Annotated in this window: 20 protein-coding genes and 1 pseudogene; 9 read left to right on the forward strand and 12 right to left on the reverse strand. The window is 70.7% G+C overall.

The window, feature by feature from the left end; all coding sequences use genetic code 11:
• The first annotated feature begins 363 nt into the window (after positions 1–363).
• The gene (locus tag D9V36_RS39875; RefSeq protein WP_129298055.1) at positions 364–1,833 is read left to right on the forward strand and encodes an MDR family MFS transporter; all 1,470 of its coding nucleotides are present in this window, start codon (positions 364–366) and stop codon (positions 1,831–1,833) included.
• A gap of 323 nt (positions 1,834–2,156) precedes the next feature.
• The gene (locus D9V36_RS39880) at positions 2,157–2,825 is read left to right on the forward strand and encodes an HAD family hydrolase (RefSeq protein ID WP_129298056.1); all 669 of its coding nucleotides are present in this window, start codon (positions 2,157–2,159) and stop codon (positions 2,823–2,825) included.
• Positions 2,826–2,914: 89 nt separating this feature from the next.
• Here D9V36_RS39880 and D9V36_RS39885 read toward each other — a convergent pair whose 3' ends face one another.
• On the reverse strand, positions 2,915–3,346 hold the full coding sequence (locus D9V36_RS39885; RefSeq protein WP_129298057.1) for a hypothetical protein: 432 nt from the start codon (positions 3,344–3,346) through the stop codon (positions 2,915–2,917).
• A 252-nt stretch (positions 3,347–3,598) separates the two neighbouring features.
• Between D9V36_RS39885 and D9V36_RS39890 the strand changes: the two genes are divergently transcribed.
• Entirely contained in the window at positions 3,599–4,057 is a 459-nt protein-coding gene (locus D9V36_RS39890; protein ID WP_129298058.1) for a MarR family winged helix-turn-helix transcriptional regulator, read from the forward strand.
• A gap of 17 nt (positions 4,058–4,074) precedes the next feature.
• Here the strand turns inward: D9V36_RS39890 and D9V36_RS41300 are convergent, their stop codons facing one another.
• From D9V36_RS41300 to D9V36_RS39900, 3 genes and pseudogenes are all read right to left on the reverse strand, one after another.
• Positions 4,075–4,236: a hypothetical protein gene (locus D9V36_RS41300; protein ID WP_164993125.1), complete on the reverse strand. Its 162-nt coding sequence runs from the start codon at positions 4,234–4,236 to the stop codon at positions 4,075–4,077.
• Positions 4,237–4,494: 258 nt separating this feature from the next.
• Positions 4,495–5,643 carry a Glu/Leu/Phe/Val family dehydrogenase gene (locus D9V36_RS39895; RefSeq protein WP_129298059.1) on the reverse strand — a complete coding sequence of 383 codons (1,149 nt, stop codon included), beginning with the start codon at positions 5,641–5,643 and terminating at the stop codon, positions 4,495–4,497.
• Positions 5,644–5,707: 64 nt separating this feature from the next.
• A pseudogene (locus tag D9V36_RS39900) lies at positions 5,708–8,620 on the reverse strand (FAD-binding and (Fe-S)-binding domain-containing protein); the annotation flags it as partial.
• Positions 8,621–8,808: 188 nt separating this feature from the next.
• On the opposite strand from D9V36_RS39900, the gene D9V36_RS39905 reads away from it, so the two are divergent.
• Positions 8,809–9,723, forward strand: coding sequence for a LysR family transcriptional regulator (locus D9V36_RS39905; RefSeq protein ID WP_129298061.1), 915 nt, complete (start codon positions 8,809–8,811; stop codon positions 9,721–9,723).
• Between the two features lie 79 nt (positions 9,724–9,802).
• Here D9V36_RS39905 and D9V36_RS39910 read toward each other — a convergent pair whose 3' ends face one another.
• Both D9V36_RS39910 and D9V36_RS39915 read right to left on the reverse strand, forming a co-directional pair.
• A complete protein-coding gene (locus D9V36_RS39910; RefSeq protein WP_206739791.1) occupies positions 9,803–11,200 on the reverse strand; it encodes an amino acid permease in 1,398 nt (465 codons plus the stop codon).
• A 420-nt stretch (positions 11,201–11,620) separates the two neighbouring features.
• On the reverse strand, positions 11,621–12,547 hold the full coding sequence (locus D9V36_RS39915; protein WP_129298063.1) for a LysR family transcriptional regulator: 927 nt from the start codon (positions 12,545–12,547) through the stop codon (positions 11,621–11,623).
• A gap of 179 nt (positions 12,548–12,726) precedes the next feature.
• On the opposite strand from D9V36_RS39915, the gene D9V36_RS39920 reads away from it, so the two are divergent.
• The 4 genes from D9V36_RS39920 to D9V36_RS39935 all read left to right on the forward strand — a co-directional run bounded on the left by D9V36_RS39920 (position 12,727) and on the right by D9V36_RS39935 (position 19,209).
• Positions 12,727–13,896 carry an NAD(P)/FAD-dependent oxidoreductase gene (locus D9V36_RS39920; RefSeq protein WP_129298064.1) on the forward strand — a complete coding sequence of 390 codons (1,170 nt, stop codon included), beginning with the start codon at positions 12,727–12,729 and terminating at the stop codon, positions 13,894–13,896.
• 27 nt (positions 13,897–13,923) lie between these two features.
• Positions 13,924–15,315 (forward strand): 2-oxoadipate dioxygenase/decarboxylase, encoded by a 1,392-nt coding sequence (gene hglS / locus D9V36_RS39925; RefSeq protein WP_129298065.1) that lies wholly within the window; start codon positions 13,924–13,926, stop codon positions 15,313–15,315.
• Positions 15,316–15,392: 77 nt separating this feature from the next.
• A complete protein-coding gene (gene amaB / locus D9V36_RS39930) occupies positions 15,393–16,922 on the forward strand; it encodes an L-piperidine-6-carboxylate dehydrogenase (RefSeq protein ID WP_129298066.1) in 1,530 nt (509 codons plus the stop codon).
• 403 nt (positions 16,923–17,325) lie between these two features.
• Positions 17,326–19,209, forward strand: a complete 1,884-nt coding sequence (locus D9V36_RS39935; RefSeq protein ID WP_241721240.1) for a M28 family peptidase — start codon at positions 17,326–17,328, stop codon at positions 19,207–19,209.
• A gap of 117 nt (positions 19,210–19,326) precedes the next feature.
• Here the strand turns inward: D9V36_RS39935 and D9V36_RS39940 are convergent, their stop codons facing one another.
• The 4 genes from D9V36_RS39940 to D9V36_RS39955 form a co-directional block, all read right to left on the reverse strand.
• Positions 19,327–19,653, reverse strand: a complete 327-nt coding sequence (locus D9V36_RS39940) for a hypothetical protein (RefSeq protein WP_129298067.1) — start codon at positions 19,651–19,653, stop codon at positions 19,327–19,329.
• 166 nt (positions 19,654–19,819) lie between these two features.
• Positions 19,820–20,662, reverse strand: a complete 843-nt coding sequence (locus tag D9V36_RS39945) for a DUF1206 domain-containing protein (protein ID WP_129298068.1) — start codon at positions 20,660–20,662, stop codon at positions 19,820–19,822.
• A gap of 153 nt (positions 20,663–20,815) precedes the next feature.
• On the reverse strand, positions 20,816–22,105 hold the full coding sequence (locus D9V36_RS39950) for a PP2C family protein-serine/threonine phosphatase (protein WP_129299022.1): 1,290 nt from the start codon (positions 22,103–22,105) through the stop codon (positions 20,816–20,818).
• Positions 22,106–22,190: 85 nt separating this feature from the next.
• Positions 22,191–23,180 (reverse strand): Vgb family protein, encoded by a 990-nt coding sequence (locus D9V36_RS39955; RefSeq protein WP_241721241.1) that lies wholly within the window; start codon positions 23,178–23,180, stop codon positions 22,191–22,193.
• Positions 23,181–23,408: 228 nt separating this feature from the next.
• Here D9V36_RS39955 and D9V36_RS39960 point away from each other — a divergent pair, with 228 nt between their 5' ends.
• Entirely contained in the window at positions 23,409–24,296 is an 888-nt protein-coding gene (locus D9V36_RS39960) for a SigB/SigF/SigG family RNA polymerase sigma factor (protein WP_129298069.1), read from the forward strand.
• An 85-nt stretch (positions 24,297–24,381) separates the two neighbouring features.
• Here the strand turns inward: D9V36_RS39960 and D9V36_RS39965 are convergent, their stop codons facing one another.
• Together D9V36_RS39965 and D9V36_RS39970 are read right to left on the reverse strand one after the other, a co-directional pair.
• The gene (locus D9V36_RS39965) at positions 24,382–25,620 is read right to left on the reverse strand and encodes a PP2C family protein-serine/threonine phosphatase (protein ID WP_129298070.1); all 1,239 of its coding nucleotides are present in this window, start codon (positions 25,618–25,620) and stop codon (positions 24,382–24,384) included.
• A gap of 117 nt (positions 25,621–25,737) precedes the next feature.
• Complete coding sequence (locus tag D9V36_RS39970) at positions 25,738–26,496, reverse strand: IclR family transcriptional regulator (RefSeq protein WP_129298071.1); 759 nt, start codon at positions 26,494–26,496, stop codon at positions 25,738–25,740.
• Positions 26,497–26,516: the final 20 nt, after the last annotated feature.

The following is a 26,516-nucleotide window of genomic DNA, read 5'->3' on the forward strand; positions in this document are numbered from 1 at the left end:
GCACCACCTCCAGGAAGGAAGGGGGAAAGGGGGACGGGGCAAGAGGGGACAAAGGGGAAGCCGGGTGACCGAAGCCACCCACGTCCTCAGCCAACCGCGGCACCCACCCGCCCGCCTCGGCCTGTGAGCCCAAAGAGCGGGTCCGTGTTTGCGCTCGGTGGCCTCGTCACGGCGGTGCCGGTGGGGTGGGAGAAAATTCGGGTGAGATCGGTGCGAAGATGCGAAACACTCGCGCCGGCCGATGAGTCTTACCGGGCATGCCGGTCTCTTCCTACAATCACACCCACCCAGCACGCCTACGTTCGTACCGACAGCCCCTGGCTGCGAGGCGACTGTGCTCAGGAACCCCAGCGAGGAGCTGCCATGACAGCTGCGATCCAAGAACGACCTGCCGTACAGGCGCGCCGCATACCGACCGTGGTGCGGCTGCTGGTGCTGGCCACCTTCGTGGTGATCCTCAACGAGACGATCCTGATCAACGCCATCCCGCGGTTGATGGAGTCGTTGCACATCACCCAGCAGTCGGCACAGTGGGTGTCCACGGCGTTCATGCTCACCATGGCCGCCGTGATTCCGGTCACCGGCTGGTTCCTGCAGCGGGTCACCACCCGCCGGGCCTACGCCATCGCGATGGGAGTGTTCCTGGCGGGTACCGCCCTGTCCGCCGTCGCGCCCACCTTCGAGGTGCTGCTGCTGGGACGCGTCGTGCAGGCCGCAGGTACGGCCGTGATGATGCCCCTGCTGATGACCACGTTGATGATCGTGGTGCCCGAGCAGGACCGCGGCCGGGTGATGGGCAACGTCACCCTGGCGATCTCGGTGGCGCCCGCGCTCGGACCTGCCGTGTCCGGGCTGATCCTGCAGGCCGGCTCCTGGCGGATGCTGTTCGTGGTCGTCCTGCCGATCGCGGCCGCGGTGACCCTGCTCGGGCTGCGCAAGGTGGACAACATCAGCGAGCCGCAGGTGAGCGCCATCGACTGGCTCAGTGTCTCGGTGGCGGCGCTCGGCTTCGGCGGCCTGGTGTACGGCCTGAGCCTCCTCGGTGAAACGGGCAGCAGGTTCGGGCTCGGCATCGGCATCGTCATCGCCGGGCTCGCGGCCATCGTGGTTTTCGTGATCCGCCAGCTCAAGCTGCAACGCACCGGCACGCCCCTGATGGACCTGCGAACCCTCGGGCACCGCACCTATGGCCTCTCCCTGGCCCTCATCTCCGTCGGCTTCCTGGCGATGCTCGGGTCGATGATCCTTCTGCCGCTGTACCTGCAGAACGTCCGGGGGCTCAGCCCGCTGGAGACCGGTTTGCTGGTCATGCCGGGCGGTCTGGCCATGGGACTGCTCGGACCGACCGTGGGAAAGCTGTTCGACCGCTTCGGCAGCCGGCCGCTGGTGCTGCCCGGCTCGATCGGGATGGTGCTCGCCCTCTGCGGTTTCACCCAGGTCTCGATGACGATGCCGTACTGGCAGGTGCTCGCACTGCACGCGCTGCTGATGGTGAGCCTGGCGGCGACGTTCACCCCCGTCTTCACGCTCGGTATGGGCGCGCTTCCCCCGCACCTGTACTCCCACGGCAGCTCGATGCTCGGCACGTTGCAGCAGGTCGCCGCCGCGTTCGGGACCGCACTCGTGGTGACTGTGATGTCCGCGCGTACCAGTTCCCTGGTCGCCGACGGCGTCGCCGCCGCGCCCGCAGAGCTGAGCGGGATGAAGCTGGCCTTCGGCGTCGCCGCCGCTCTCAGCGTGGTGACGATCGTCATCGCCGCGAAACTGCCGCGCCGGATCGCTGCCGCCGGCGCCCAGGACGGCAACACCGCGGACCAGCCCGCCGGATCATGAGGACCGGGCGGACCTGGCGGAGCGAACCGCTGCGCATCACGTCAAGAGCAAACCCCTCTGCCTGCGCCGGCCACCCGCCGCAACACACGGCGGCTTCCAGGAGCTCGGGCGCTTCACAGCTCGGCTGAGAAGGCGCGCTCTTCCCGCCGACGCGATCGTCAGCCGTTGCCGCCAAGACCCCAGAGGCCCCTCGGGAACAATCCCGAGGGGCCTCTTCGGACTTTCGTCGCGTAACACTCCATATCTCCGGCTCGACTTCGGCGACGTACTCAGCAAAGGGCTGTCCCGTGAAGCATCTGGTAGGTGCCTGACATGATCGATATGTGACCAGTGAATCTGCGCAGTCAGGCCGTTCGAGGTACGTGCTGTTCGATGTCGACGGCACGTTGGTGGACGCGGTGAGCAACCAGCGCCAGGTGTGGCGAGCGTGGGCGAAGCGATACGGGCTGGATGCGGACGAGGTGTACCAAGTGGCCCTGCGGACGCGGCCGATGGAGACGTTCGCCGCGGTCTCGGGGAACCTCGATCCACATGAGTGCCTGGCCGCGCTGCACGAGTTGGAGGACGAGGACGTGCGGTCCGGTGTCTATGCGGCCTTCGACGGCGCGTCGGAGCTGCTGCGCAGTCTGCCGACGGAGTCCTGGGCGCTGGTGACCTCGAACTACGAGCACCGGGTGCGCGGCCGTTTCCTGAGGACGGGCCTGCCGGTGCCGGGCGTGATCGTGGACGCGGCCACTGTCGAGGAGGGCAAGCCCTCTCCCGTTCCGTATCTGCGGGCCGCCGCACGGCTGGATGCCGAGCCGGAAGACTGCCTGGTCATCGAGGACGCACCGTCCGGAGTGCAGTCCGGGCTGCGGGCCGGGATGACGGTGTGGGGCGTGAACGCCGCGGTTGCGGTGGACGGCGTACACCGCCACTTCGACAGCCTGCGTGAGGCGGTCCCGCACATCCTGGCCTTCGTGTCCGGACCGCATGGGTATGCCACGGCCTGAGCCTGTCCGCCGGCATCGGGCATCACTGGGATGATCTTCGTGTGGCGGTGTCCAGCGGTCAGGCCCAGGCGCTGGGGTGCGTAGCCCCATCACTGCTCTTGGCCGTGCCCCATCTCGTTGAGGATTTCACGGACGAAACCAGAGTCGAAATTCTCTCCGTGGGTCATCTCGATGGCCCACGGAACGGCCAGCCGCATCCAATAGGGTCGACCAGAATTCCATGCCGATTCGACCGTCAACTCCATTAATTTTTCAGGAGTTGCTACGCCGCCTTTCTTGAACGCACACCATTCATGGGAAAACTCCTCAAGGTACTTTGAGAGGGGCTGCTCCAGGAACGGCCACATGGGAACGAACCCGGAATCTTCCAGGGCTGCCCGACCCTCCAGTTCAACTCCTACCCCGATCCTGCCATCGGGCATGATTCCGATCCATGCTCCATCGCTGCGGTAGAGCACAGGAAGCCATTTTTTCATTTCATCCCCAAGGTCTGCAGTCGTAGTCAACGCCATATCTTTCACGAAGTTCCTGAACCGCTCGCGCATCCCCCTGCCCTGGCAGACCCTCCTCTCCTTCCTCAAGGCTCAACTCCACACCGGTGGGCGCCAAAAGTCACCCGGCCGCGCAGTACTAGTACTACAGCCGGTGGTGTAGCGGTGAGTGAGCAGCAACCTCTCGGCGGGGTCGACTGGTACGCCCTTGACCTCAAGTCCAGTTGAGTTTCTACGGTCGATTCTCGTCGAACCGACTCGGACAACGACAGGGATCCCGGCATGGAGTATTCACACAGCGACACCGACCTGATCAAGCAGCCCATCGGTTACTGGAGTTGGGCGGCCTACAAGGCCGTCATCGCCCGCACCGGGGCCGCCCTCGCCAGGATCGGTACCACCCAACCGCAGTGGTGGGCCCTCGCGCAGGTGGCAAGCGCCGACACCGTCAAGACCCGTGACGAGGTGTCCCGCCTCCTTCGGAACTACCTCGACACCGGCCCGGAAACCATGGAGTCAGAGATCGACACGATCATCACCCAGGGCTGGATCACCGAGGATGCCAAGGGACGTCTGCGCATCACGGCTGAGGGCAGGGCGTTCTACGACAAGGCCGCGGCCCTTCAGGACGAGCTCTGGACGGAACGGCACGCGGGGGTCTCCGACGAGGAGTACCGGACCACCCTCAAGGTGCTGCAGCGGTTCATCCACAATACGGGCGGGCGAGCTTGGCATCACTAGTGTTACGGCCAGTGGCTTCACGGTGAGTGAGCGCGTGCGGCTCGGGCACGGTAGTGGCTGGTTCGGGCCCGGTCCTGGTGGCGGGTGCGCCAGCGGTGCCAGTGCATGGCCAGCCAGGTCTGTGCGGCGCGGACGGGGGCGAGGGCGATCCGGTCGTACAAGCGGCGGATCTCGTTCACGGCCGGTGGTCGGGTGTCAGCGGCTGACGGGTTTTTAGCCGGCTCCGGACGGTGACCAGGCGCTCCGTTACGACACCTCGGTTCGGCTCAAGGACGGGCGCGGCGCCGGCCGCCATGTGCTGTGGCCGGCGGGCTGGAAGGTCTGTTCCCAGGATCCGGCGGCGGGCACGGCCCTGCGGGGCCGGCGGGTCACGCTCACCGTGGTCAAGCGCACGGAGTCGTGCCGGTAGGCGGACGGCGCGAGCCCCGCACGCCGTATCAGGTGCGGGGGATATGCCCCTTGCTGCGCATGGCGGTGCGGACGCGGTCCTCGGCCAGGCGGCGGCCTGCGGTGTGCGGGGTGATGTGCTGCAGCCGGGCTTCGTCGAGGACGGTCAGGGAGTTGGCGCGCAGCCGCGAGGAGACCGTCTCGACGATGGTGGAGGTGTCGGGCCGGAACCCTGAGTAGCGGGCGTCCATCGCGAAGGCGGCCGCGACGACGCCGCCGGCGTTCGCGACGAAGTCGGGGAGCACGGTGATGCCGCGCTCCGCGAGGATGCTCCGGGCTTCGGCGGAGGTGGGCAGATTGGCGCCCTCCACCACGAGCTTCGCCTTGATGTCGCGCGCGGTGCTGCGGTCGATGACGTCCTGCAGGGCGGCGGGCACCAAGACGTCGCAGTCCACGGTGAGTTCACGGCCGGGAGCGAGCACGGTGCCGGCGGAGTGGCGGGTGACGAAGTGGTCGCCGTGCTCGTCGCGCGCCGCCAGCAGCGCGTCCACGTCGAGACCGCTGGGATCGTGCAGCGCCCCGTGGGCGGTGGACACCGCCACGACGGTGGCACCGAGGGCGGCGAAACGACGGGCGGCCGCGCTGCCGACCGCACCGAAGCCCTGCAGGGCCACCCGGGAGCCGGCCAGCGCCAGCCCCTGGTGCCCTGCCGCGGCGTCGGCCGCCTCGGCAACGCCGTAGCCGGTGACTCCGAGCTTGTCGTAGGCCACGCCACCGAGGTGTGCGGGGGTGCCTACGGCGGCGCCGCGGTCGCCCAGTTCGTCCTGGATGATGGCGGCGTCGTCCTCGGTCAGGCCCATGTCGAGTCCCATCACATACTCACGGGGCACCTCGTTGGACAGTGCGCGGGCGAAGGCACGCAGCACCGCTTCCTTGTCGCGGGACGCCGGATCGGCGACGATGCCGGCCTTGGCGCCGCCGTAGAAGAGGTCGACGGCGGCCCACTTCCAGGTCATGACGCGAGCCAGCCGGGACACCTCGTCGACGGTGACGCCGGGGCTCATCCGGGTGCCGCCTTTGCCGATGCCGCGAGCGGTGTTGTCGATCACCAGGACGCCCTTCATACCGGTGCGCCGGTGCGAGACGACGACGATCTTCTCGGGGCCCCACTCGTCGACGAGGGAGAGTGCATCAGTCACAGTGTGTTCCTTGTCGGTAGGGAGGGAGAGCGAGGAGGCGGGGGAGTGCGGGTCAGGAGGGGGTGGCGGACGGGGGGAGTGCCTGGGCGATCAGTTCGGCGAGATGGGTGCCGCTGCGCGGGGTCTGCTGGGCGATCTGGGTGCGGCAGCTGAAGCCGTCGGCCAGGATCCGGGTGTCGGCAGCGGCCGAACGCACCGCGGGGAGCAGCACCTGTTCGCCCGCGGCGACCGAGACGTCGTAGTGGCCGCGCTCGAAACCGAAGTTGCCGGCGAGACCGCAACAGCCGGAATCGAGGGTGGTGTTGTCGATCCCCATACGGGCCAGCAGCGTGCTGTCGGCGCCGAAGCCGGAGGTGGCGTGCTGGTGGCAGTGGGTCTGGCTGAGTGAGCGGGCCTCGATCCGCGGGGGCTGCCAGCCGGGTGTGTGGTGGACGAGGAGTTCGGCGAGGGTGAGGGTGGCCCGGGAGAGGGCGCGGGCTTCTTCGTCGCCGTCGAGGAGTTCGGGAAGGTCGCTCTTGAGGGCCGAGGTGCAGCTCGGCTCCAGTCCGACGACGGGTATGCCGGCGCGGACCGCGGGAGCCAGCGCGGCGGATGTCCGCCGGGCGATACGGCGGGCGGTGCCGAGCTGCCCGGTGGTGATCCAGGTGAGCCCGCAGCACTGGGTGCCCTGGGGGACCTGGACCCGGAAGCCTGCGTCTTCGAGCACGGCCACGCCGGCTCGGAGGACTTCGGGGCTGAAGTGGTTGTTGAAGGAGTCGACCCACAGCAGGACGGGGCCGCGCCGGCCGTCGCCTTCGGGTGTGCGGCGGCGGAACCACGTCAGGAAGGTCTGCGGGGCGAAGCGGGGGAGGTCCCGCTGCGGGGCGATGCCGCCCAGCCGTTTGAGGGCCGGGGCCAGACGGGAGGAGGTGAGCGCGTTGACCGGGCCGGGGATCCGGGCGGCGGCCCGGGAGAGCAGGGGCAGCCAGCCCATGGTGTAGTGCGAGGCGGGTCGCAGGCGCCCCTTGTAGTGGTGGTGGAGGAATTCCGACTTGTAGGTGGCCATGTCGACGCCGACCGGGCAGTCGGCGCTGCACCCCTTGCACGACAGGCACAGATCCAGGGCGTCGCGGACCTCGGTGGAACGCCAACCGTCGGTGATCACCTCACCCTGGGTCATCTCGTACAGGAGCCGGGCGCGGCCGCGGGTGGAGTCCTTCTCGTCCCGCGTGACCCGGTAGCTGGGGCACATCACCTCGCCGCGGTGAGCGGTGGAGCGGCACTTGCCGACGCCGACGCAGCGGCGGGTGGCCTTGGCGAAGTCGCCGTCGTCGGAGGGGAAGGGGAAGACCGTGGCCAGTGGCAGGGGAGTGCGGTGCGGGCTGACGCGCAGGTTGCCGTCGACGGGCAGCGGCCGCACGATCATGCCGGGGTTGAGGCCGTTGTCCGGGTCCCAGATGTTCTTGAACTCCTCGAACAGGGCGATGACGTCGGGGCCGTACATCAGGGGCAGGAGGGCGGAGCGGGCCTGGCCGTCGCCGTGTTCGCCGGACAGTGAGCCACCGTGTGCGGCGACCAGGTGGGCGGCGTCGGCGAGGAAGGTGCGGAAGACGGCGGTGCCCTGCTCGGTGGTGAAGTCGAAGTTGATCCGGACGTGCAGACAGCCCTCGCCGAAGTGGCCGTAGACGGCGCCCTGGAGTTCGTGGCGGTGCAGCAGGGCGGTGAACTCGCGGAGGTAGGAGCCCAGTTGCTCGGGCGGGACGGCGGCGTCCTCCCAGCCGGGCCAGGCCTCGGCCCCGCTCTCGGTCCCGCTGCCCGGGGGCAGACGGGTGGCCAGGCCCGCACCGTCCTCGCGGATCCGCCACAGACTGCGGGCGCGTGCGGGATCGGTGACGATCTCACTGCCGGTGAAGCCCGCGGCCCCGTGCGCGGTCCCGGCCAGCGCTTCGGCCTGCCGGGACAGGGCGTCCGTGGTGCCGCCGAGCTCCGCGAACAGCCAGGCCTGGGCGGTGGGCAGGGTGTCGATGGTGGTCCTGGTCGCGGGCCGGGTGACGATGTCGGTCAGTCCGCGGTCGAGTCCTTCCAGGGCCAGCGGACGGTGCCGGAGCAGCGCGGGGACCGCGTCGGCCGCGGCGCCGGCGTCCGAGAAACCGAGGACGACCAGGGCCCGTGCGGGGGGAGGCGAGAGGAGGCGGACGGTCGCCGAGAGGACGACGGCGAGGGTGCCCTCGCTGCCGACCAGGGCCCTGGCGAGGTGGAAGCGCCGCTCGGGCAGCAGCTGTTCCAGCGCATAGCCCGACACCTGCCGGGGAAACTGCCCCAGTGCGGTGCGGAGCGTCGCCAGGTTGCCCTGGGCGAGCCGGTACAGGGCGCCGATCAGCTCTCCGCGGTCGTCTCCCGCGGCCACGGCCGCGTCGATCTCCTCCCGGGTCATCTCGCCGAGCCGGACCACCGTGCCGCGGTAGGTGACCACTTCGAGTTCGACGATGTTGTCCGCGGTGCGTCCCCAGGCGAGCGAGTGCGAGCCGCAGGCGTTGTTGCCGATCATGCCGCCCAGGGTGCAGCGGCTGTGGGTGGAGGGATCGGCGCCGAACACCAGCCCGTGCCCGGCGGCGGCGCTCTGCAGGTCGTCCAGGACGATGCCGGGCTGCACGGTCGCGGTCCGGGCGTGCGGATCCAGCGCCGTCAGCCGGTTGAAGTAGCGGGAGAAGTCGAGCACCACACCCGGTCCGACGGCCTGCCCGGAGGTGCTGGTGCCCGCGCCGCGTGCGGTGACCGGCACCCCCAGGCGGCGGCACACCCGCAGCGCGTTGAGGACGTGCTGCCGCTCGCGGGGGAAGACCACGGCGAGCGGGATCCGGCGGTAGTTCGAGGCATCGGACGCGTACCGTGCCCGGTGACCGGCATCGCCGGCGACCTTGCCGCAGTCCCCCTGGTCGAGGGCTTTTGCCACCGCTGCCGCGTCGGGGCTGCCGACGCCCTGGGCTGTCGAGGTCACCCTGCTCGCTCCTTCGTAAGCTCACCGGTCGTGTTCCGCCTGGTCCCGTCCACGATGTGGGGCGCCCCGGGCCGGGAACAAGGCTCAGCAGGACGAAAGAATTCATTCTTGAGGGCAAGGAATGCTGAGGCTCGCGTTCGAGGGCGGTGGATGCTTATGCTCGCCTCCCGCGTCGTTGGGAGGCCGCGTTGCTGAAGCCACTGCACCTGCTCACCCTCAAGGCCGTCGTCCGCAGTGCCTCGTTCGCCCTCGCGGCCCGTGACCTCGGCTACACCGCCTCCGCCATCTCGCAGCAGATCTCCGCGCTGGAGAAGGAGACCGGCCTGGTGCTCTTCGAGCGGGAGGCGCACGGGATCCGCCCCACCGCCGCGGCCCACCGCCTGGTCGATCTCAGTACCCATGTGCTGGCGGCCATGGAGGACCTGGACCACCACGTCCAGGAGCTCGCCACCGGCGCCACCGGCCGGCTGCGGCTGGGCAGCTTTCCCACGGCCGATGTACGGCTGGTGCCCGCCGCCCTGTCGGCGCTCGTCGCAAGCCATCCGCGGGCCCGGATCCAGCTGGAGGAGGGCGAGCCCGAAGAGCTCGTCACCGCGCTCAGCCACGGCGATCTCGATGTCGCGCTCGTCTTCGAGTACGGGCTCAGCCCCCGCCAGTGGCCCGACGGCCTGACCCGCCATCACCTGCTGAGTGAGGACCTGGTGCTGCTCAGGGCCCGTGACAGCGGCCTGGGTGCCCAGCTGTCCCAGCTGGCCGGGGCCCGCTGGATCACCAGCCGGGAGGACACCGCCGGGGCCCGGTCCTTCGTCCGCCTCTGTGCGGCCGCGGGGTTCGAGGCTTCCGTCGCCTTCCGCAGCAACAACTACGCCGTGGTGCGGGAGCTGGTGTCCGCGGGACTCGGCGTGGCCGTGGTCCCGGCGCTCGGCCACGTTCCCGGCGAGGGGATCGAAGCGACCCGGGTCACCCAGCACTCCGCACACCGCACGGTGATGGCGCTGCACCGCGGCGAGAACAGCAACCCGCTGCTCCCCGCGGTGATCAGCTGTCTGCGGCGCGCGGTGCCCGACGGCGAGCCGTATGTGCACCCCGCGTGCGACGAGTGACCGGCCGGGACCCGGGCGCGCTCCGCCACTCCGAGGGCGGGGGAGGGGCGGAGCACCCGCGTGGGCGGCCGGCCGGCCGTCACCTGAGAGGCGCGGGCTCGGACGCGTCGGAGTCGGACATCCGGTCGAGGGCGTCGAGATCCACCGAGCCTCCCGGCATGACCCTGCGGGTGCGGCGGTAGCCGTACGTGGCGTAGACGACCAGGCCGACGACCAGCCAGCCGCCGAGCCGCACCCAGGTCTCCCACTGCAGGAATGACATCAGCCAGACGGAGAAGGCCATCCCCAGGACGGGCACCACCGGCATGCCCGGACAGCGGAAGGCGCGCTTGAGGTGCGGCTTGCGGTAGCGCAGGACCAGCACGGAGGCGGAGACCACCACGAACGCCAGCAGCACGCCGATATTGGTGAGTTCCGCGACCGCGTTGATGGGCAGCAGCCCCGCCAGCACCGCGGACACCCCACCGATCAGCCAGGTGGCACGGTGCGGCACCTTGCGCCGGGGGTGGATGGCGCCGAACCAGGCCGGCATCAGCCCGTCGCGGCTGAGCGCGTACCACAGGCGGGAGGCACCCATCATGAAGGAGAACGTCACGGTGACGATGCCGATGACCGCGCCGACGGCGATCACATTGGCCAGCCCGCTCAGCCCCACGCTCTGGAACGCGCTGGAAATCCCGCTGTTCGGGTTGAGCTCGCGGTAGCGCTGCATCCCGGTGAGCACGATGCAGACCAGCACGTACAGCACCATGGACACCGCCAGCGACAGCATCATCGCCTTCGGCAGCTTGCGCCGTGCCTCCATCGACTCCTCCGCCGCCGTACTCAGCGCGTCATAGCCGAACACGGCGAAGAAGACCGTGGCGGCCCCGGTGAAGGCCCCGCCGAAGCCGAACGGCGCGAAGGGATGCAGATTGCCGGTCCTGACCTTGGTGAAGCCCACCACGATCACCAGCAGCACGATGCCGATCTTGACGAGGGTCAGCACCGTCTCCACTCGGGCCGAGGTGCGGGTGCCACGGGTCAGCAGCCAGGCCACACCGAGGCAGATCGCCATCGCGAGCAGGTCCACCCGGTGGCCGGCGCCGGTGCCGGGGGCGCCCAGGGCCCAGACCGGCAGCTGGATGCCGACCGCCTGCAGCAGAAATCCCAGATAGCCCGACATCCCGATCGCGACGACGGCGACGATGGCGGTGTACTCCAGGAGCAGGTCCCAGCCCACGATCCAGCCGGCGATCTCCCCCAGGACCGCGGCGCAGTAGGTGTAGGACGAGCCGGCCTTCGGGACCATCCCGGCGAACTCGGCGTAGGCGAAGGCCGCACAGAGCGAGGCGGCCCCGGCCACCAGGAACGAGATCAGGACGGCGGGGCCGGCGACGTCCCGCGCGACGGCCGCGGCCAGGCTGAAGATCCCGGCCCCGATGATGGCGCCGATGCCGATCATCGTCAGCTGGGTGAGGCCGAGCGTGCGCACCATACGCTCACCGCCGGGCTGTTCATGGGGAAGTGTGCGCCGGAAGATTCCCTGGGGGCCTCGTCCCAGCAACGCGCGAAGGGGAGATTTCGGGGTGTGATCGGGGGACATCGCTCGCTCCCTCTCAGGCAACGGCGGCACGACGGGCCACCGTCGTGGCGGGGGTCACCACTGGCCTGAAACCTTCACTCAGGATCCGCCCCGGCAAAAGGGACCCCAGCGCGACAACTTGCGTGGCTGAGGGCAAGCGGAACTGGGGAAGGCGCGGCGCAGGGCGAGCAGCCCGGATTCTCGTGCACCGGGCATCTTGTTGCGGATGCACGTCAACTCGCCTGGGGAGCGGGCCTGTTGATGACGGGGCGTCGCGGTGCGACGGCGGCCGGGGCTCTGTCCTGTGGGTGCGCGGCGGGCCGGAGTGCCGTCTTACGGGTCGCGGCGGGCCGGGGTACCGCGCCGGGCCCCGGACACCGCGCGCAGGACGTCGACCAGCGCCGCCACCGTGGGCCGGTGCTCGACGGAGGAGCGGAACAGCACCACGATGTGCCGCTCGACCTTCTCCCGCAGCCGTACGACATCGAGCCGGGACGCGCGCAGACCGAGCATCAGATCCGTCACCGTGCTCACCCCGATGCCCGCCTCGACCAGCGCCAGCGTGGCCGCGGTGTCGGTGACCTCGTGCTGGACCCGGGGTTCGATTCCCGCGCGCCGGCAGGCCGTGCGCACCGCCCGGCCGTAGTAGCTGTCGGCCGACGGCAGGATCCATCCCAGGTCCTGGGTATCGGCCAGGCCGATCACCTCGCGGCCGTCCATCGAACCGGCGGGGACCGCCAGCGAGAACCGCTCTCGGTACAGCTGCCGCACCTGCAGGGCGGACTCCCGGGGAAGGGGCACATCCGGGTAATCGAGACCGAGCGCCAGGTCCACCGCTCCCGAGGCGACCGCGTCGTGCACCTCGTCCACCTCCATATCGCGGCTGTGCACCGCGAGACGGGGATGGGCCTGGCGTACCTCCTGCAGCGCCGGCGGCAGGATCTCGGCGGCCGCCGTGGCGAACAGCCCTACGTGCAGCACGCCGGAGATCTCGTGCCGGGTGCGCTCCAGGGCCTCGACGGCTTCCGCGTCCGTCGCCAGGATCCGCTCGGCGTGACCCGCGAGCGTGCGGCCGGCATCGGTGAGCTCCACCCGGCGCCCCACCCGCCGCAGCAGCTCCGTGCCCGCGGCCTTCTCCAGCGCGGCGATCTGCTGGGAGACGCCGCCGGGCGTGTATCCAAGGGCCTGGGCCGCCGCGGTGATCGTTCCGCGCCTGGTCAGCTCCACCAGGGACCGCAGCTGGGCACTCGTCCAGTCCATATAGAGATCCTAATAGATCAGACGTACTAACTGTTCGTAGACGTCAAAGGTTGGAGTGCTGCACGATGACGGGCAGCTAGCTGATCAGCTCTTCTCGCCATGCACCGACAGCCCCGCCTGCGCCGGACGGACGCCCCCGGCGCAGGCGCCGGCCTCCGGAAGGGATCGGCCTCTTGTCCATGTCATCCACCTCCCGCACCGTGCCGCCGACCGCCGACGTCGTGATCGTCGGCGGCGGTGTGATGGGCACCAGCATCGCGTTCCACCTGGCCGAGGCCGGGGTGTCCGACATCGTCGTGATCGAGCGCGGCGAACTGGCCGGCGGCAGCTCGGGCAAACCGATCGGCGGAGTGCGGGCGCAGTTCTCCGACCCGCTCAACATCGCCCTGGGCAGCAGGAGTCTGCGCGCCTGGCAGGACTTCGGACAGCGTCCCGGCGCGGACATCCGGCTGGACAGCGTCGGCTATCTCTTCCTGCTCACCAGCGACCGGCAGGCCGCGGACTTCGAGACCGCCGTCCGGCTCCAGAACGGCCTCGGCGTCCCCAGCCGCATGATCGGCCCCGACGAGGCACAGCGACTGTGTCCCTACGTCAGCACCGACGGACTGGTGGCCGCCGCCTACTCCCCGACCGACGGCCACGCCCGGCCCCGACTCGCCGTCCAGGGCTATGCGCGCGCCGCCGCGGGCGCGGGCGTCACCTTCGCCACGCACACCACCGTCACCGGCCTCGACACCACCGGTGACCGGGTCACGGCCGTCCACACCGATCACGGCCGGATCTCCTGCTCCACGGTCATCTGCACCGCGGGCGCCTGGTCCGCGCGGCTCGGCGAGATGGCGGGCGTCCACCTCCCGGTGCGCCCGGTGCGCCGCCAGCTCGCCTTCACCGCGCCGCTCGCGCCGCCCGCCCCGCGCATCCCCTTCACCATCGACTTCGCCTCGACCGCCTACTTCCACAACAGCGACGACGGCCTGCTGTTCGGCCTCGCCGACCCCGGACAGGACGAGGGCTTCGACACCACCTGGACGCCGGACTGGCTTGACCTCTTCCGTGCCGCCGCACGCCGCAGGGCCCCCGCCCTCGCCGGAATGGAGACCACCGGGGGCTGGGCCGGACTGTACGAGGTCACCCCGGACCACAACGCCCTGATCGGACGGGCCGGCGCGCCGCACAACTTCCTGTACGCCACCGGGTTCTCCGGCCACGGCTTCCTGCAGGCCCCCGCCGTCGGCGAGATCGTGCGCGACCTCTACCTGGAGCGCACACCGTTCGTCGACGTCACCCCCTTCAGCGCCGACCGCTTCACGGCCGGTGCCGAGATCCGCCCCGAAATCCACGTGGTGTGAATCCCCCCGACGGAAGGACGACTGCCGATGATCAGCCAGTGGCAACTGCGCGCCGCGTTCGCCCAGCGGCTCTCGGACATGTACGGGCGGGAGGTGCCCGCCTACACCACGCTGGTGGACGTCTCCCGCGCGGTCAACGAGGACGTGCTGCGGGCACAGGGCGCCGACGCCGAGCGCCTGGGATCCATCGGCCGGGTGACCGCGGAGCGGCACGGCGCCATCCGCGTCGGCACCCCGGAGGAACTGCGCCAGGTCGCCCGGATCTTCGGCGCCCTGGGGATGTACCCGGTCGGCTTCTACGATCTACGGGAGGCCGCCGCCAGCGCGATCCCCGTCGTATCGACCGCGTTCCGCCCCGTCGACGCCGGCGAACTGGCCCGTAATCCCTTCCGCGTCTTCACCTCCCTGCTCACCCCCGCCGACCCCCGGTTCTTCGACCCCGACCTGCGCGCCCGGCTGGAGAACTTCCTCGCCGGCCGTGAGCTCTTCCCCCCGGAACTGCTCGCCCTCGCCGACCGCGCGGAGAGCGCAGGGGAGTTGCCCGAAGCGGACGCCGAGCGGTTCCTCCACCTCGCCGTGCAGGCCTTCGAACTGTCCCCCGAGCCCGTCGACCAGGCGTGGTACGCCACCCTGGAACGGATCTCGGCCGTCGCCGCGGACATCGGGGGAGTGGGCAGCACCCACATCAACCACCTCACCCCCCGCGTCCTGGACATCGACGAGCTCTACCGGCGGATGACCGAGCGCGGCATCGAGATGATCGACACCATCCAGGGGCCACCCCGCTGGAAGGGCCCCGACGTCCTGCTGCGCCAGACCTCCTTCCGGGCGCTCGCCGAGCCCCGCGCGATGCGCACCCCGGACGGCAGCGTGATCAGTGGATCCCTGCGGGTGCGCTTCGGTGAGGTCGAAGCCCGCGGTATCGCCCTCAGCCGCGAGGGCCGGGCCCGCTACGACCGGCTGCTCGCCCGGGTCGACGACCGGGCCGCCGGTCTGCCCCCTGCCGACCGGGCCGCACTCGCCCGCCGCCTGTGGGCGGAGGAACTGCCCGACACCGAGCAGGGACTCGCCGCGGCGGGCCTGGCGCACTTCACCTACCACGCCGCGCCGGACCGCCCACGCGACGGCAGCCGCCCGCCGGCCGGGCTCCGCGACCTGCTGGAAGGGGACTGGGTCCGGGCCGAACCGCTGGTCTACGAGGACTTCCTGCCGCGCTCCGCGGCCGGCATCTTCCAGTCCAACCTCAGCGACGAGGGCTCCAGGAACAGCGACCGGCAGGGGGCCGCCTACGACAGCGCCTGGCTCTCCGGCGTCCTCGGCCGCGACGTCCTGGACCCGTTCGACCTGTACGAGGAGCAGCAGAACCGCTCCCTCGCGCAGGCCGCCCGGGAACTCGGACTCGACGGCACGCCCGGCTGATCCCCGGCCCGCCGCCTCAGCCCCCTTCGAAACCCCTCCACTCCCCTCAACACGCCTCAACACCCCAGAGGAGCATCATGACCGGCATCATCCTCCCCACCACCGAGGACCTGCGCACCCGGGCCCGCGACAGCCTCGCCGCCCTCGGTGTCACCGTTCCGGAAGGCGACGACTTCTCGGCCCGCAGCCCCATCACCGGTGACGACCTCTTCGGCCTGCGCGCGGCCACCGCCGCCGACACCGAGGAGGCCATCGCCGCCACCCGCGAGGCGTTCCTCGCCTGGCGCACCACCCCCGCGCCCCGCCGCGGTGAACTCGTGCGCCGACTGGGGGAGTTGCTGCGTGACCACAAGGGCGAGCTGGCCGACCTGATCACCATCGAAGCGGGCAAGATCCGCTCCGAGGCGCTCGGTGAGGTCCAGGAGATGATCGACATCTGCGACTTCGCCGTCGGCCTGTCCCGCCAGCTCTACGGCCGCACCATCGCCTCCGAGCGCCCCGGCCACCGCCTCGCCGAAACCTGGCACCCGCTGGGCGTGGTCGGCGTCATCTCCGCGTTCAACTTCCCCGCCGCGGTGTGGTCGTGGAACACCGCCGTCGCGCTGGCCTGCGGTGACACCGTGATCTGGAAGCCCTCGGAACTCACCCCGCTGATCTCCCTGGCCTGCGACCGGCTGCTGACACAGGCCGCCGAGGAGGTCGGCGCCCCGCGCGATGTGCACCGCCTGCTGCTGGGCGACCGCACCACCGGCGAAAAGCTCGTCGACGACCCCCGTATCGCGCTGATCAGCGCCACCGGCTCGACCCGCATGGGCCGCGAGGTCGGCCCGCGTGTCGCCGCCCGCTTCGGGCGCAGCCTGCTCGAACTCGGCGGCAACAACGCGGCCGTGGTCGCGCCCTCCGCCGACCTCGACCTCGCCGTGCAGGGCATCGTCTTCGCCGCGGCCGGCACCGCGGGCCAGCGCTGCACCACGCTGCGCCGCCTCATCGTCCACCGGGACATCGCCGACACCCTCATCGCCCGGCTGACCGCCGCCTACCGGAAGCTCCCCATCGGTGACCCGTTCGACGAGACCACCCTCGTCGGACCACTGATCTCCACCACCGCCCTGGACGCCATGCAGGACGCCCTCACCCGGGCCCAGGCCGAGGGCGGCAAGATCCTCGCGGGCGGCAACCGGCGCCTGGCCGATGCCGCGCCCCGGGCCGGTTACGCCGAGCCGGTCCTCGTCCGCGTCGACGCACAGACCGACGTGGTCCGCGAGGAGACCTTCGCCCCCATCCTGTACGTGCAGACCTATGACACCCTGGAGGAGGCCATCGCCCTGCACAACGATGTCCCGCAGGGCCTCTCGTCCAGCATCTTCACCCGCGATCAGCAGGAGGCCGAGCTCTTCCTGTCAGCGGAGGGCTCCGACTGCGGCATCGCCAATGTCAACATCGGCACCTCAGGTGCCGAGATCGGCGGGGCCTTCGGCGGGGAGAAGGAGACCGGCGGCGGCCGGGAGTCCGGTTCCGACGCCTGGCGCGCCTATATGCGCTCCGCCACCAACACCATCAACTACTCCAGCCGGCTCGCCCTCGCCCAGAACGTCAGCTTCCTGTAGGCACCGGGACGGGCCCCGCGCCCGCACGCCCACGACCGCCCCCGTCCACGCCCTTGACTGCCCCGTCCTGCCGTGCGCAGGGCGGGGTTCGTCGTGCCCGGGGCGTGCCGGGGCCGTGCCCGGCACGTGCCAGGGGTGTCCGAAACCGTCCGCGGACCCGGCCAAGTGCCCGGTTATCGGGCGCCACCTGCCGTTTTTCGACAATCACGGCGCTGCGCCGGGACATCCGTTGACGTGGTGGGTGCCGCGGTGTGATGGTACGGCGGCCTGGGTCATGGACATGCCGTTCTCGCACCGCGCTGACGCCGCCCCACGTGGCCGAGGCCGGCCGGACGAGGCGCCGCCACGGCCCGGCGCTCCACCAGAACCTCCGTCGGTAGCACTCCCTACCCCTCAAGGAGCCATGGTGTTACGAAGACTCGCGGTGGCCGGCGTCGCCCTCGCCGCCACCCTCCAAGCCGCCGTGCTGAGCCTCGCCCCCACCGCCGCGGCCGTCTCCCAGGCCGGCCCGCTGTCCCATCCGGCGGGCGCCGCGACAGCCGCCCTCGACCGGGTCTCGTCCAGCGGTCCGGCCTTGTCCAGCGGTCGGGCCTCGTCCAGCGGTCGGGCCTCGTCCAGCGGTCGGGCCACGTCCGTCGAAGGCCCCGCCGCCGCCCGCCCCCGGGCCGCCGAAGCCCCCGACATCGACGTCGCCAAGGTCCAGGCGCATCTGACCGAGCTGAACGCCATCGCCACCCGCAACGGCGGCACCCGCAAATCCAGCGGCCAGGGCTACCGGGACTCGGTCGCCTACGCCAAGGCCAAGCTCCAGGCGGCCGGTTACACCGTCACCGAGCAGCCCTGCACCTCCGGCTGCGCCACCGGGGCCGGGCCCAACCTGATCGCCGAATGGCCGCAGGGCGACGCCGCCAAGGTGTACATGTTCGGCTCCCACCTCGACAGCGTCGGGGCAGGCCCCGGGATCAACGACAACGGCTCCGGCTCCACCGCGCTGCTGGAGACGGCGCTCACCCTCGCGCAGCAGCACCCCGCCATGGCGGCCCGCGTCCGGTTCGGCTGGTGGACCGACGAGGAACAGGGCCTCAACGGCTCCGACTTCTACGTCAACTCCCTCTCGGCCGCCGAGCGGTCGAAGATCAAGGCGTACTACAACTTCGACATGATCGCCTCGCTCAACGGCGGCTACTTCATCAACCATCTGACCTCGGCGGCCGCCCAGCCGATGAAGGCCTACTGGGACTCCCTGGGCCTCCAGCCCGAGGAGAACACCGAGGGCGCCGGCCGCTCCGACGACTACTCCTTCGAGCGGGCGGGCATTCCCACCTCCGGATACGCGATGGGCGCCAGTGCCCGGAAGACCTCCGCACAGGCGGCCAAGTGGGGCGGCACCGCCAACCGCGCCTACGACTCCTGTTACCACCAGTCCTGCGACACCACCGACAACATCAACAGCACCGGACTGAACCGCAGTGTCGACGGCATCGCCGCCACCCTGTGGAAGCTCGCCGTCGCCGACACCACCCCGGCGAACGACTTCTCCCTGACCGCCGGCCCCGCAGCCGGCAGCGTGGACCCCGGCGCCTCGGCCACCAGCACCGTCTCCACGGCCACCACCAGCGGGTCCGCACAGACGGTGGCCCTGTCGGCCTCGGGCGCTCCAGCCGGTGTGACCGTCTCCTTCAGCCCCGCCTCGGTGACCTCCGGCGGCAGCTCCACCATGACCCTCGCCACGACTCCGAGCACGGCGCCCGGCACCTATCCCCTCACCGTCACCGGTACCGGGTCCGTCACCCACACCACGCAGTACACCCTGACGATCAAGGGCGCCGGAGGCTGCACCGCCCAACAGCTGCTCGCCAACGGCGGATTCGAGAACGGCACCACTCCCTGGACGGGCGACACCGCAGCGATCGGCGCCCATGCGGGCCAGTCCGCCCACGGCGGCAGCAGGTTCGCCTGGCTCGGCGGCTACGGCTCCACCGCCACCGAAACCCTCAACCAGTCGGTGACCGTGCCCGCCGGATGCGGCAAGGCGACCTTGACCTACTGGCTGCACATCGACACCGATGAGACCGACCGGGTCGCCTACGACACCTTCAAGGTCAAGGTGGGCAGTGCCACCTTGGCGACCCTCTCCAACACCGCGGCATCGAGCGGCTACACCCAGCGGACCCTGGACCTGACCCCTTACATCGGACAGCGGATCACCCTGACCTTCACCGCCACCGAGGACTCCAGCCTGCAGACCAGCTTCGTCATCGACGACGCGACCCTGCAGACCGGCTGACCGACGGCCCGGAGGGGCGGGGCGGGATCCGGCCTGCCCCTCCGGTGCCACTTGCTCCAGCGCCCCCCGGGGCGACGCCCGTCGCCGCGCCGCCAGGTACCCGGCACGGTCAGCACGTCAAGCGGTCGTCTCGTCCGTCGCGTAGCAGGAGGCGGTGTAACGGTCCCGGTCGCCGGTCGGCGTCCAGCCGTCGGTGCCCCGACCGGGGTCGGCGAGGTCGAAGCCGCTGTCGCGCAGTTGCGCGCCGAGGGAGGCGGCGGGGAAGCCGCTGCCGTTCGGCGCCTCATCGACGGGCCACAGCGTGACCAGCAGGGCTTCGGTGTCGCCGGTGTCGGGTTCGCTGTCGAGGCTGGCGACTTCGAGGTGCCAGCGGCCGTTGCGCACAAAGGCCTCGGCACGGTAGACGGTCCGTGCGGCCGGGGCATTCTGATGGGTCTCGGTCATCCGAAGAGAGCTCCTGACGTGGAGTGGGAGTGTGTCGTGGGGCGGAGTCTGCTGTGGGGCGGAGTCTGCCGTGGGGTGGCAGTTTCGTGGAGCGGGAGTGTTTCGTGGGGTAGGGGTGCCGGACGTGCGGCGATGATTCCGGGGGCGGCGGGCAGGCCTCGCAAGCTCAGACGTCCCGCCAGCGGGCCATGGCGCACGAGAAGGCGCCGAACAGCGCCAGACCCGCGGCGATCGCGGCCAGCAGCCAGGGGCCGGCCGGGGTGTGGGCGAAGGAACGGAGCGTATCGTCCATGCCTTTGGCGCGGCCGGGGTCGTAGGCAACCGCGGCCTTGACGACGTAGATGCCGGCGAGGGTGAACACTCCACCGCGGGCGATGCCACCCGAGACGCCGAGCACATCGACACCGCGCCGGGCGGACCGTGACATGCCGCTCCTGTCGAGGTGCTTGTGGAAGGTGCGCAGGATGGCCCGCACCGCTATCCAGACTCCCGCCACGGCAATGCCCACCCCCGCGGCGGCCACCAGCCAGGGGCCGCCGGGCAGTTCCAGCGCCGTGGCCGTGGCATCCCGGGACTGCTGGTCGCTCGCCCCGCTTCCGCTGCCCTTCTTCCCCGCCGCGAACGACAGCACGGAGAAGGACACCACGGCGTAGAAGACGCAACGGACGAGCGACAGCAGTCGCGTGCCGGCCTTGTGCCCGTCGGGCCCTGCCGCACCGAACACCGCCTCGGACAGGCGCCACAGGGCCATCCCGGCCAGTCCCAGACCGAGTGCCCATATCAGCACACCGCCGAACGGCCGGGCGGCGATCTCCGCCAGCGCTCCGCCCCGGTCGGCCTGCTCACCGGGGTCGCCGAACGCGATCCGCAGCGCCAGTACCCCCACAAGGACGTAGATCACGCCCCGGGCCGCGAACCCACCACGCGCCGCGGCCCGGACCGCCGAGCTGCGCGCGGCGCGACGGGCGGTGCGTCGTCCGATGTGCGGTACCGCAAGAGTCGATGGCATCTGTGACCTCCAGAGGGCTTCTGCCCCGCCGTCGGGGGCGCACCCGGCCGGTCGCCGGGACCGACGAGAGCGGGTTACTTCTGCCCCGCCGTCGGCGACCCACTCCGGTTGCCGCTGCCGGGGAGGCCCCTGGCGCGGTGCGGCCCCGGCGTTTCACAGGACGTCTCTGACGGGTGTGCTCCAGGGGGTGGCCAGGGGCGGGTCCTCGGTGGTGTGCTCGGGGAGCCCGGCGAGGGCTTCGACCCGTGCGGGGCGGTAGGGGGTGGGGCCGCTCCACTCCAGCAGCAGGACCGTGGCATCGTCGTCGAGCCGGCCGTCGTGGTAGGCCAGATGACGCCTGATCAGGCGCCGCAGGGTCTCCGGGACGGGGAGCCCGTCGGCATGGTGCTGGATGAGGAAGTCCGTGAAGCCCGCCAGGCCGAATTCCTGGCCTTCGCGGTTACGGGCTTCGGTGATGCCGTCGGTGTAGAGCAGCAGGCGGTCGCCGGGCTCCAGCTGTTCTTGGACCACGGTGGGCGGCAGGCCCAGATCGGTGCCCATGGGAGGGGCCGGCGGGCAGGTCAGGCTCAGTGCGGTGCGGCCCTTGCGGATGACGACCGGTGCAGGGTGCCCGACGCTGGTCCAGGTGAGGAGCCCGGTGCCGGTGTTCAGCTCGGCCAGAATGCCCGTGGCGTAGCGGCTGCAGCCGAACTGTTCCACCAGTGCGTGTTCCACGGCTTCGGCGATCTGCAGGATTCCGGGGCTCTGCCGGCGCCGGTTGCGGCTGGCGGCGACCGCGAGGCTCGCGGTCAGTCCGGCGGCCGTGTCGTGGCCCATGGCGTCGAAGAGCGCCAGGTGCACGGTCTCCCCGGCGATGGCGTAGTCGAAGACATCGCCGCTGACCTCATAAGCGGGCTCCATCACCGCACTGACCAGCACCCGGTCGGTGGCGAAGGTCCTCGGCGGCATGATGCGCCACTCCATCTCGGCGGCCACATTCATCCTCCGGCGCCGCACCAGCCGGGCATAGGTGTCGCTCGCCCCCCGCTTGCTGACGATCATCAGCGCAATCAGCCCGGCAAGGTTGCGCAGGTCCAGGGCCGCCTGGGAGTCCATCTCCGTGCCCGGGGGGCCGGAGGCGCGCAGCACGCCCAGTCGCTCGGTGCCGTCGAGCAACGGGACCCACCACTGCTCGGCCCCGGGGGTGGGGTTCGCGACCATGCCCCCGGTCTGGAACGCCCGCCCGGCGAGGGTGCCTTCCATGCGCACCACATCCGGCGGTGACGTCGTGCCGCCGCCGGCACCGGGCTCCTGGCCGGCAAGCAGGCACAGCACTTCCTGCTGCAGATCGGCCAGGTAGATCAGCACCCCCGGCCAGCCGACCCGGGCCGCGTGCTTGACGACCAGGTCCGGCACCTGTTCCAGCGTGATCACGTGACTCGCGGTGATCAGGTCACCCAGCATCCGGGCCCGGGCGGCTGCACTGCTCATTCAGGCACCTCTCCTCGGATTGCAGCTCGCCGAGCCTTCGCCCCGTGGGCTGTCCATGTCATGGCGCCGTCGGTCGCCCTTGCTCCCGGCGGCGATGCTTGTCTTTCGATGGTGACACCGAGAGGGAGCATGCCGAGAACGACACCGCGGTGTCCTGGAATGCCATGCGGGCAATCGCTCCGACTTCCAGCGCCACGTAGAGGGCGCCATCAGCACCGAAGGCCAGGCCGTGCGGTTCCGAAGCGGGGCTCGGGAGGTCGTACTCCTCGATATGGCCGTCGGCAGTGATGGATCCGATGCGGCCCGCGCCCCATTCGGTGAACCAGCAGTCACCGGCCGGGCCGGCGACGATGGCATGGGGCCGGCACGCCGGGTCCGGCAGCGGGAACTCGTCGATCCGGCCCTGCGTGGTGATACGGCCGATCCGGCCGGCACCTATCTCGACGAACCAGAGCGCGCCGTCCGCTCCGCAGGTGATGCCGACCGGTGCGGCGTTCGCGGTCGGCAGCGAGTGGAGGGTGAGGTCGCCGTCGAAACCGAGGCGACCGATCGCGTCTGCCTGGTTGAGGGTGAACCACAGGGCGTCATCGGGGCCGGTGGTGATGGCAGAGGGGAAGGCGCCGCGCAGGTGCAGCGGGTACTCCGTCACCCGGCCGTCCGTGTCGATACGCCCGATGCGGTCGGTGTGCAGCTGCGTGAACCACAGCGCGCCGTCGCCGCCGGCCACGATCCCGTAGGGCCCGCTGCCCGGACCCGGGAGGGGGAACGAGGTCGCCTTCCCGTCCACGGTGATCCGTCCGATCCGATGGTCCTGACCACGGGTGAACCACAACGCCCCATCGGGCCCCGGGGCGATGAGGGAGGGGCCGCATGCGGCGGAGTCGAGCGGATGGCGATCGACCTGCCCGCCCGGTCCCAGCCGGGCGATCTGCCCGGCGTGGACCAGAGTGCACCACAGTGCGCCGTCGGGGCCCAAGGTGAGGGCATAGGGGCCTGAACTGGCGTCGGAGACCGGAATCTCCTCGAACGAAACGGCGCGGCGGGACATCGGCACTCTTCCCCCAGTGAGACTTACTGCTACTTGTGTTGCGTTAAGAAAAGCATGGCACGGAGGCTCCGCCCACGCAACAGACTTTCGATGCGATCTGCCATGCGTGCCATGCGTGCCATGCGTGCCATGCGTACGGCGCCGGACCGCCCGAGCTGTGACATGCCTGCGGCAGCGACGGGTAGGGGGCAGGTGACGGGGGCTCAGCAACAGGTGGGAGCCGGCAGCATGAGCAGCAACAGCACCATGAACGTAGGGACGGAGTCGGAGGCCGGCTCGCAGGAGTGTGCCGTGCCGGCCCCGACGGTGCTGCCGCAGATCCAGGTTCCGCTGCGCGTCGCTCCGTCCGACGCACGGGAGTTGTCCAAGCAGTTCCTGCTGCGGCTGCAGGAACTGGAGGAGGGGACCCCCGAGTACCAGTACGCGCGCAACACCCTCATCGAGATGAATCTTTCCCTGGTGCGTTATGTCGCCCGCCGGTTCTCCAGCCGCAGGGAGTCGATGGAAGACGTCCTGCAGGTGGGGACGATCGGTCTGATCAAGGCGATCGACCGCTATGACCCCTCCCGTGACGTGGAGTTCACCACGTTGGCCGTCCCCTACATCCAGGGCGAGATCAAGCGGTTCTTCCGCGACACCACCTGGTCGGTGCGCGTGCCGCGGCGCCTGCAGGAGCTCCGTATCGACCTCGCCCGTGCCAGGGAGGAGCTGGAGAGCGAGGGCAGACACGAGCCGTCCGTCGCCGACCTCGCGGCCCGCCTCGATCTGGCGGAGGATGAAGTGGCGGAAGGGCTCGTGGCCAGTAACGGCTACGACAGCGACTCCATAGACCGGCCCGTCCAAGCCGGCGGCGGCAAGCAGCAGACCACCGGTCTCGTCGCCGACCTCATGGGCGGCGAGGATCCCGCCCTCACCCTGGCGGAAGACATCCAGGCCCTCAAGCCGCATCTGGCCGAGCTCGACGACCGTGAACGCACCCTTCTCCGGATGCGTTTCGGCGAGGAGATGACCCAGTCCGAGATCGGTGCGGAGCTCGGTCTCTCCCAGATGCATGTCTCGCGCCTGCTGGCCCGGGTGTGCACCACCCTGCGCAAGGGACTCCTGGCCGGCACGTGAACGCACCTGTCGCTGCCGCCGGCTCCCGCCTCCCGGCCACACCGGCTCCCGGGACGCCGCCACACCGCACACCCCGGGGGTGCTCCTATTCGGCGGCCACCGGAGGGCAGGGCTGCCGTCCGGCCGACGGGTCCGGTGCGTCCGGGACCGCCGAGGGGACGTCGGCCGTCTTCCGGAGCAGGAGCATGGCGGCGTCGTCGTGCAGCTCGCCGCCCACATGCGCGAGCAGGTCCTCGTGGAGCGCGGCGAGAGTGCGTGAAGGCTCCGGCGACATGTGCTGCGACAGCCGCTCCACGAGCGGGTAGAACCGCCGCTTGTGATCCCGGGCCTCGGTCACACCATCGGTGTAGAAGAGCAGCTGGTTCCCTTCGTGCAGGGCGATCTCCTGGAGGCCGGGGGCCTCGTCGGCCAGGGCGCGCAGACCGAGCGGCGGGGCCGGACGGACGGGCTCGACGGGCAGGATGCCCGAGCCGTGGACCAGGAGCGGAGCGGCATGCCCGCAGTTGACCAGCTCCATACGGCCGGCCTCGGGGTACCCGGCCAGCACTGCCGTGACGAAGTCGTCCGGGCCGAGGTTGCGCGCCAGGCTGCGTTCGATCCTGTGGACCACATCGAGCAGATCCGGCTCGTCATAGGCCGCTTCCCGGAACACGCCCAGGACCAGCGCGGCGATGCCCACCGCCGGCAGCCCCTTGCCGCGTACATCGCCCACGATCAGCCGGACCCCGTACGGCGTGGGAACCAGGGCGTAGAGGTCCCCGCCGATCCGGGCCTCGGCAGCGGCGGCGCTGTAGTGGACTGCCGTCTGGAAAGGCCCGACCGTTGCCGGCACGGGTTTGAGGAAGGCGTGTTGGGCGGCCTCGGCGACCGAGCGGACGGCGGCCAGCACCTGCTCGCGACGCCTGCGCAGCGCGCCGGCCAGACTGCTGGCCAAGGTCACGGCGGACAGTGTGGACAGCACGATCGCCTGGTCGCTGCCCGGCGCACCGTCGTGCAGGCCGAGCGCCGCCCCCAGTGCCACCGCCAGGACGCCGACGCGGAGTACTCCCCACGGCCCGCTGGTGGCGGCAGCCAGCGCGGGACCCACGGCGAGCAGCGGCAGCCAGCTCATACCGGATCCGCCGGAAAAGGCGAGGAGCGCCACGGCCGCGATGATCAGAACCGGCAGGCAGGAGGTGTAGTGGCGGCGGGCGTCCGCCGCACGGGCCGGTGCGTCACTCCGGGGCGGTGCGATCCGGCGGACCGCCGTCCGCAGCGTGGAGAACGGCTTGGCGGCCTGCCACCGCGGCAGGCGGTCGTGGTGATGGGTCCGGGCTTGGCGCATGTACGGTTCCGCGGCTCGCTTCCCTGCTCAGGGCCTGGGCTGAGGGCATCAGCACCTGAAAATGTCCGTTTCCTCAAGGAAAGCGGCATCTGTAGGGGAGCGGCAAGGGCCGGGATTTCACATAGTGAGTGACAGTCCCCTGGTCACGCGACTCGCCGTCGGAAGCAGCCGGCTGCGGATCTCCTCGATGCGCGAGATGCGGTCCGCCCGCAGCGAGACGCCGAGGGATCCGAGCGTTTCGCCGCTGTAGACCGGCACCGCGACACAGAACGTGCCGAGCGCGTACTCCTCCATGTCCGTCACGAGCGGCGCCGTGGGCAGGGTGTCGAGCCTGCGCAGCAGTTCGGCCCGTCCGGTGATGGTGCGGGGTGTGAGGTCGGCCAGGGGGTGCCGGGAGAGGTAGTCGTCGCGGGCCCCGTCGTCCAGCTCACGCAGTACGCACTTGCCCAGTGCCGTGGCGTGCCCGGCGTCCTCGAAGCCCACCCAGAGGTCGACCCGGGGTGCCCGGGGGCCGTCGACGATCTCGGCCACCCGGATCTCGCCGTCCTCGTAGAAGGTCAGGTAGGCGGCGGCCGAGAGGTCGTCCCGTAGCGCTGCGAGCGCGGGGCGGACCCGGTTGAGCAGCGCCTGCCCCCGCCCTCCGGCGTGCAGGGTGTCCAGCTTGTCGCCCAGGACGAAACCGCCGTCCTCCAGTTTCCGGATGTACCCGTCGTGCGCCAGCGTGCGCAGAAGGTGATACGTGGTGGCCAGCGGCAGCTCTGTCTCGCGTGCCAGCTGTTTCGCCGGTGCGCCGCCCTCGTGGGCACCCACGGCCTCCATCAAGCGGAAGGCGCGCTGCACGGAAGTGATGAGCGTCGGGCCTTCTCCGTTGCCCATGTATTCAGCCTGCTCCCGGT

The sequence above is a fragment of the Streptomyces lydicus genome, from assembly GCF_004125265.1.
GTDB classification, from domain to species: Bacteria; Actinomycetota; Actinomycetes; order Streptomycetales; family Streptomycetaceae; genus Streptomyces; species Streptomyces lydicus_C.

Bases quoted from the DNA above. Each gene is read 5' to 3' on its own strand.
- D9V36_RS39875 (WP_129298055.1), top strand. From the start codon at position 364: ATGACAGCTGCGATCCAAGAACGACCTGCCGTACAGGCGCGCCGCATA.
- D9V36_RS39890 (WP_129298058.1), top strand. From the start codon at position 3,599: ATGGAGTATTCACACAGCGACACCGACCTGATCAAGCAGCCCATCGGT.
- D9V36_RS39910 (WP_206739791.1), bottom strand. From the start codon at position 11,200: ATGGTGCGCACGCTCGGCCTCACCCAGCTGACGATGATCGGCATCGGC.
- D9V36_RS39915 (WP_129298063.1), bottom strand. From the start codon at position 12,547: ATGGACTGGACGAGTGCCCAGCTGCGGTCCCTGGTGGAGCTGACCAGG.
- D9V36_RS39920 (WP_129298064.1), top strand. From the start codon at position 12,727: ATGTCATCCACCTCCCGCACCGTGCCGCCGACCGCCGACGTCGTGATC.
- hglS (WP_129298065.1), top strand. From the start codon at position 13,924: ATGATCAGCCAGTGGCAACTGCGCGCCGCGTTCGCCCAGCGGCTCTCG.
- amaB (WP_129298066.1), top strand. From the start codon at position 15,393: ATGACCGGCATCATCCTCCCCACCACCGAGGACCTGCGCACCCGGGCC.
- D9V36_RS39935 (WP_241721240.1), top strand. From the start codon at position 17,326: ATGGTGTTACGAAGACTCGCGGTGGCCGGCGTCGCCCTCGCCGCCACC.
- D9V36_RS39940 (WP_129298067.1), bottom strand. From the start codon at position 19,653: ATGACCGAGACCCATCAGAATGCCCCGGCCGCACGGACCGTCTACCGT.
- D9V36_RS39945 (WP_129298068.1), bottom strand. From the start codon at position 20,662: ATGCCATCGACTCTTGCGGTACCGCACATCGGACGACGCACCGCCCGT.
- D9V36_RS39950 (WP_129299022.1), bottom strand. From the start codon at position 22,105: ATGCTGGGTGACCTGATCACCGCGAGTCACGTGATCACGCTGGAACAG.
- D9V36_RS39955 (WP_241721241.1), bottom strand. From the start codon at position 23,180: ATGTCCCGCCGCGCCGTTTCGTTCGAGGAGATTCCGGTCTCCGACGCC.
- D9V36_RS39960 (WP_129298069.1), top strand. From the start codon at position 23,409: ATGAGCAGCAACAGCACCATGAACGTAGGGACGGAGTCGGAGGCCGGC.
- D9V36_RS39965 (WP_129298070.1), bottom strand. From the start codon at position 25,620: ATGCGCCAAGCCCGGACCCATCACCACGACCGCCTGCCGCGGTGGCAG.
- D9V36_RS39970 (WP_129298071.1), bottom strand. From the start codon at position 26,496: ATGGGCAACGGAGAAGGCCCGACGCTCATCACTTCCGTGCAGCGCGCC.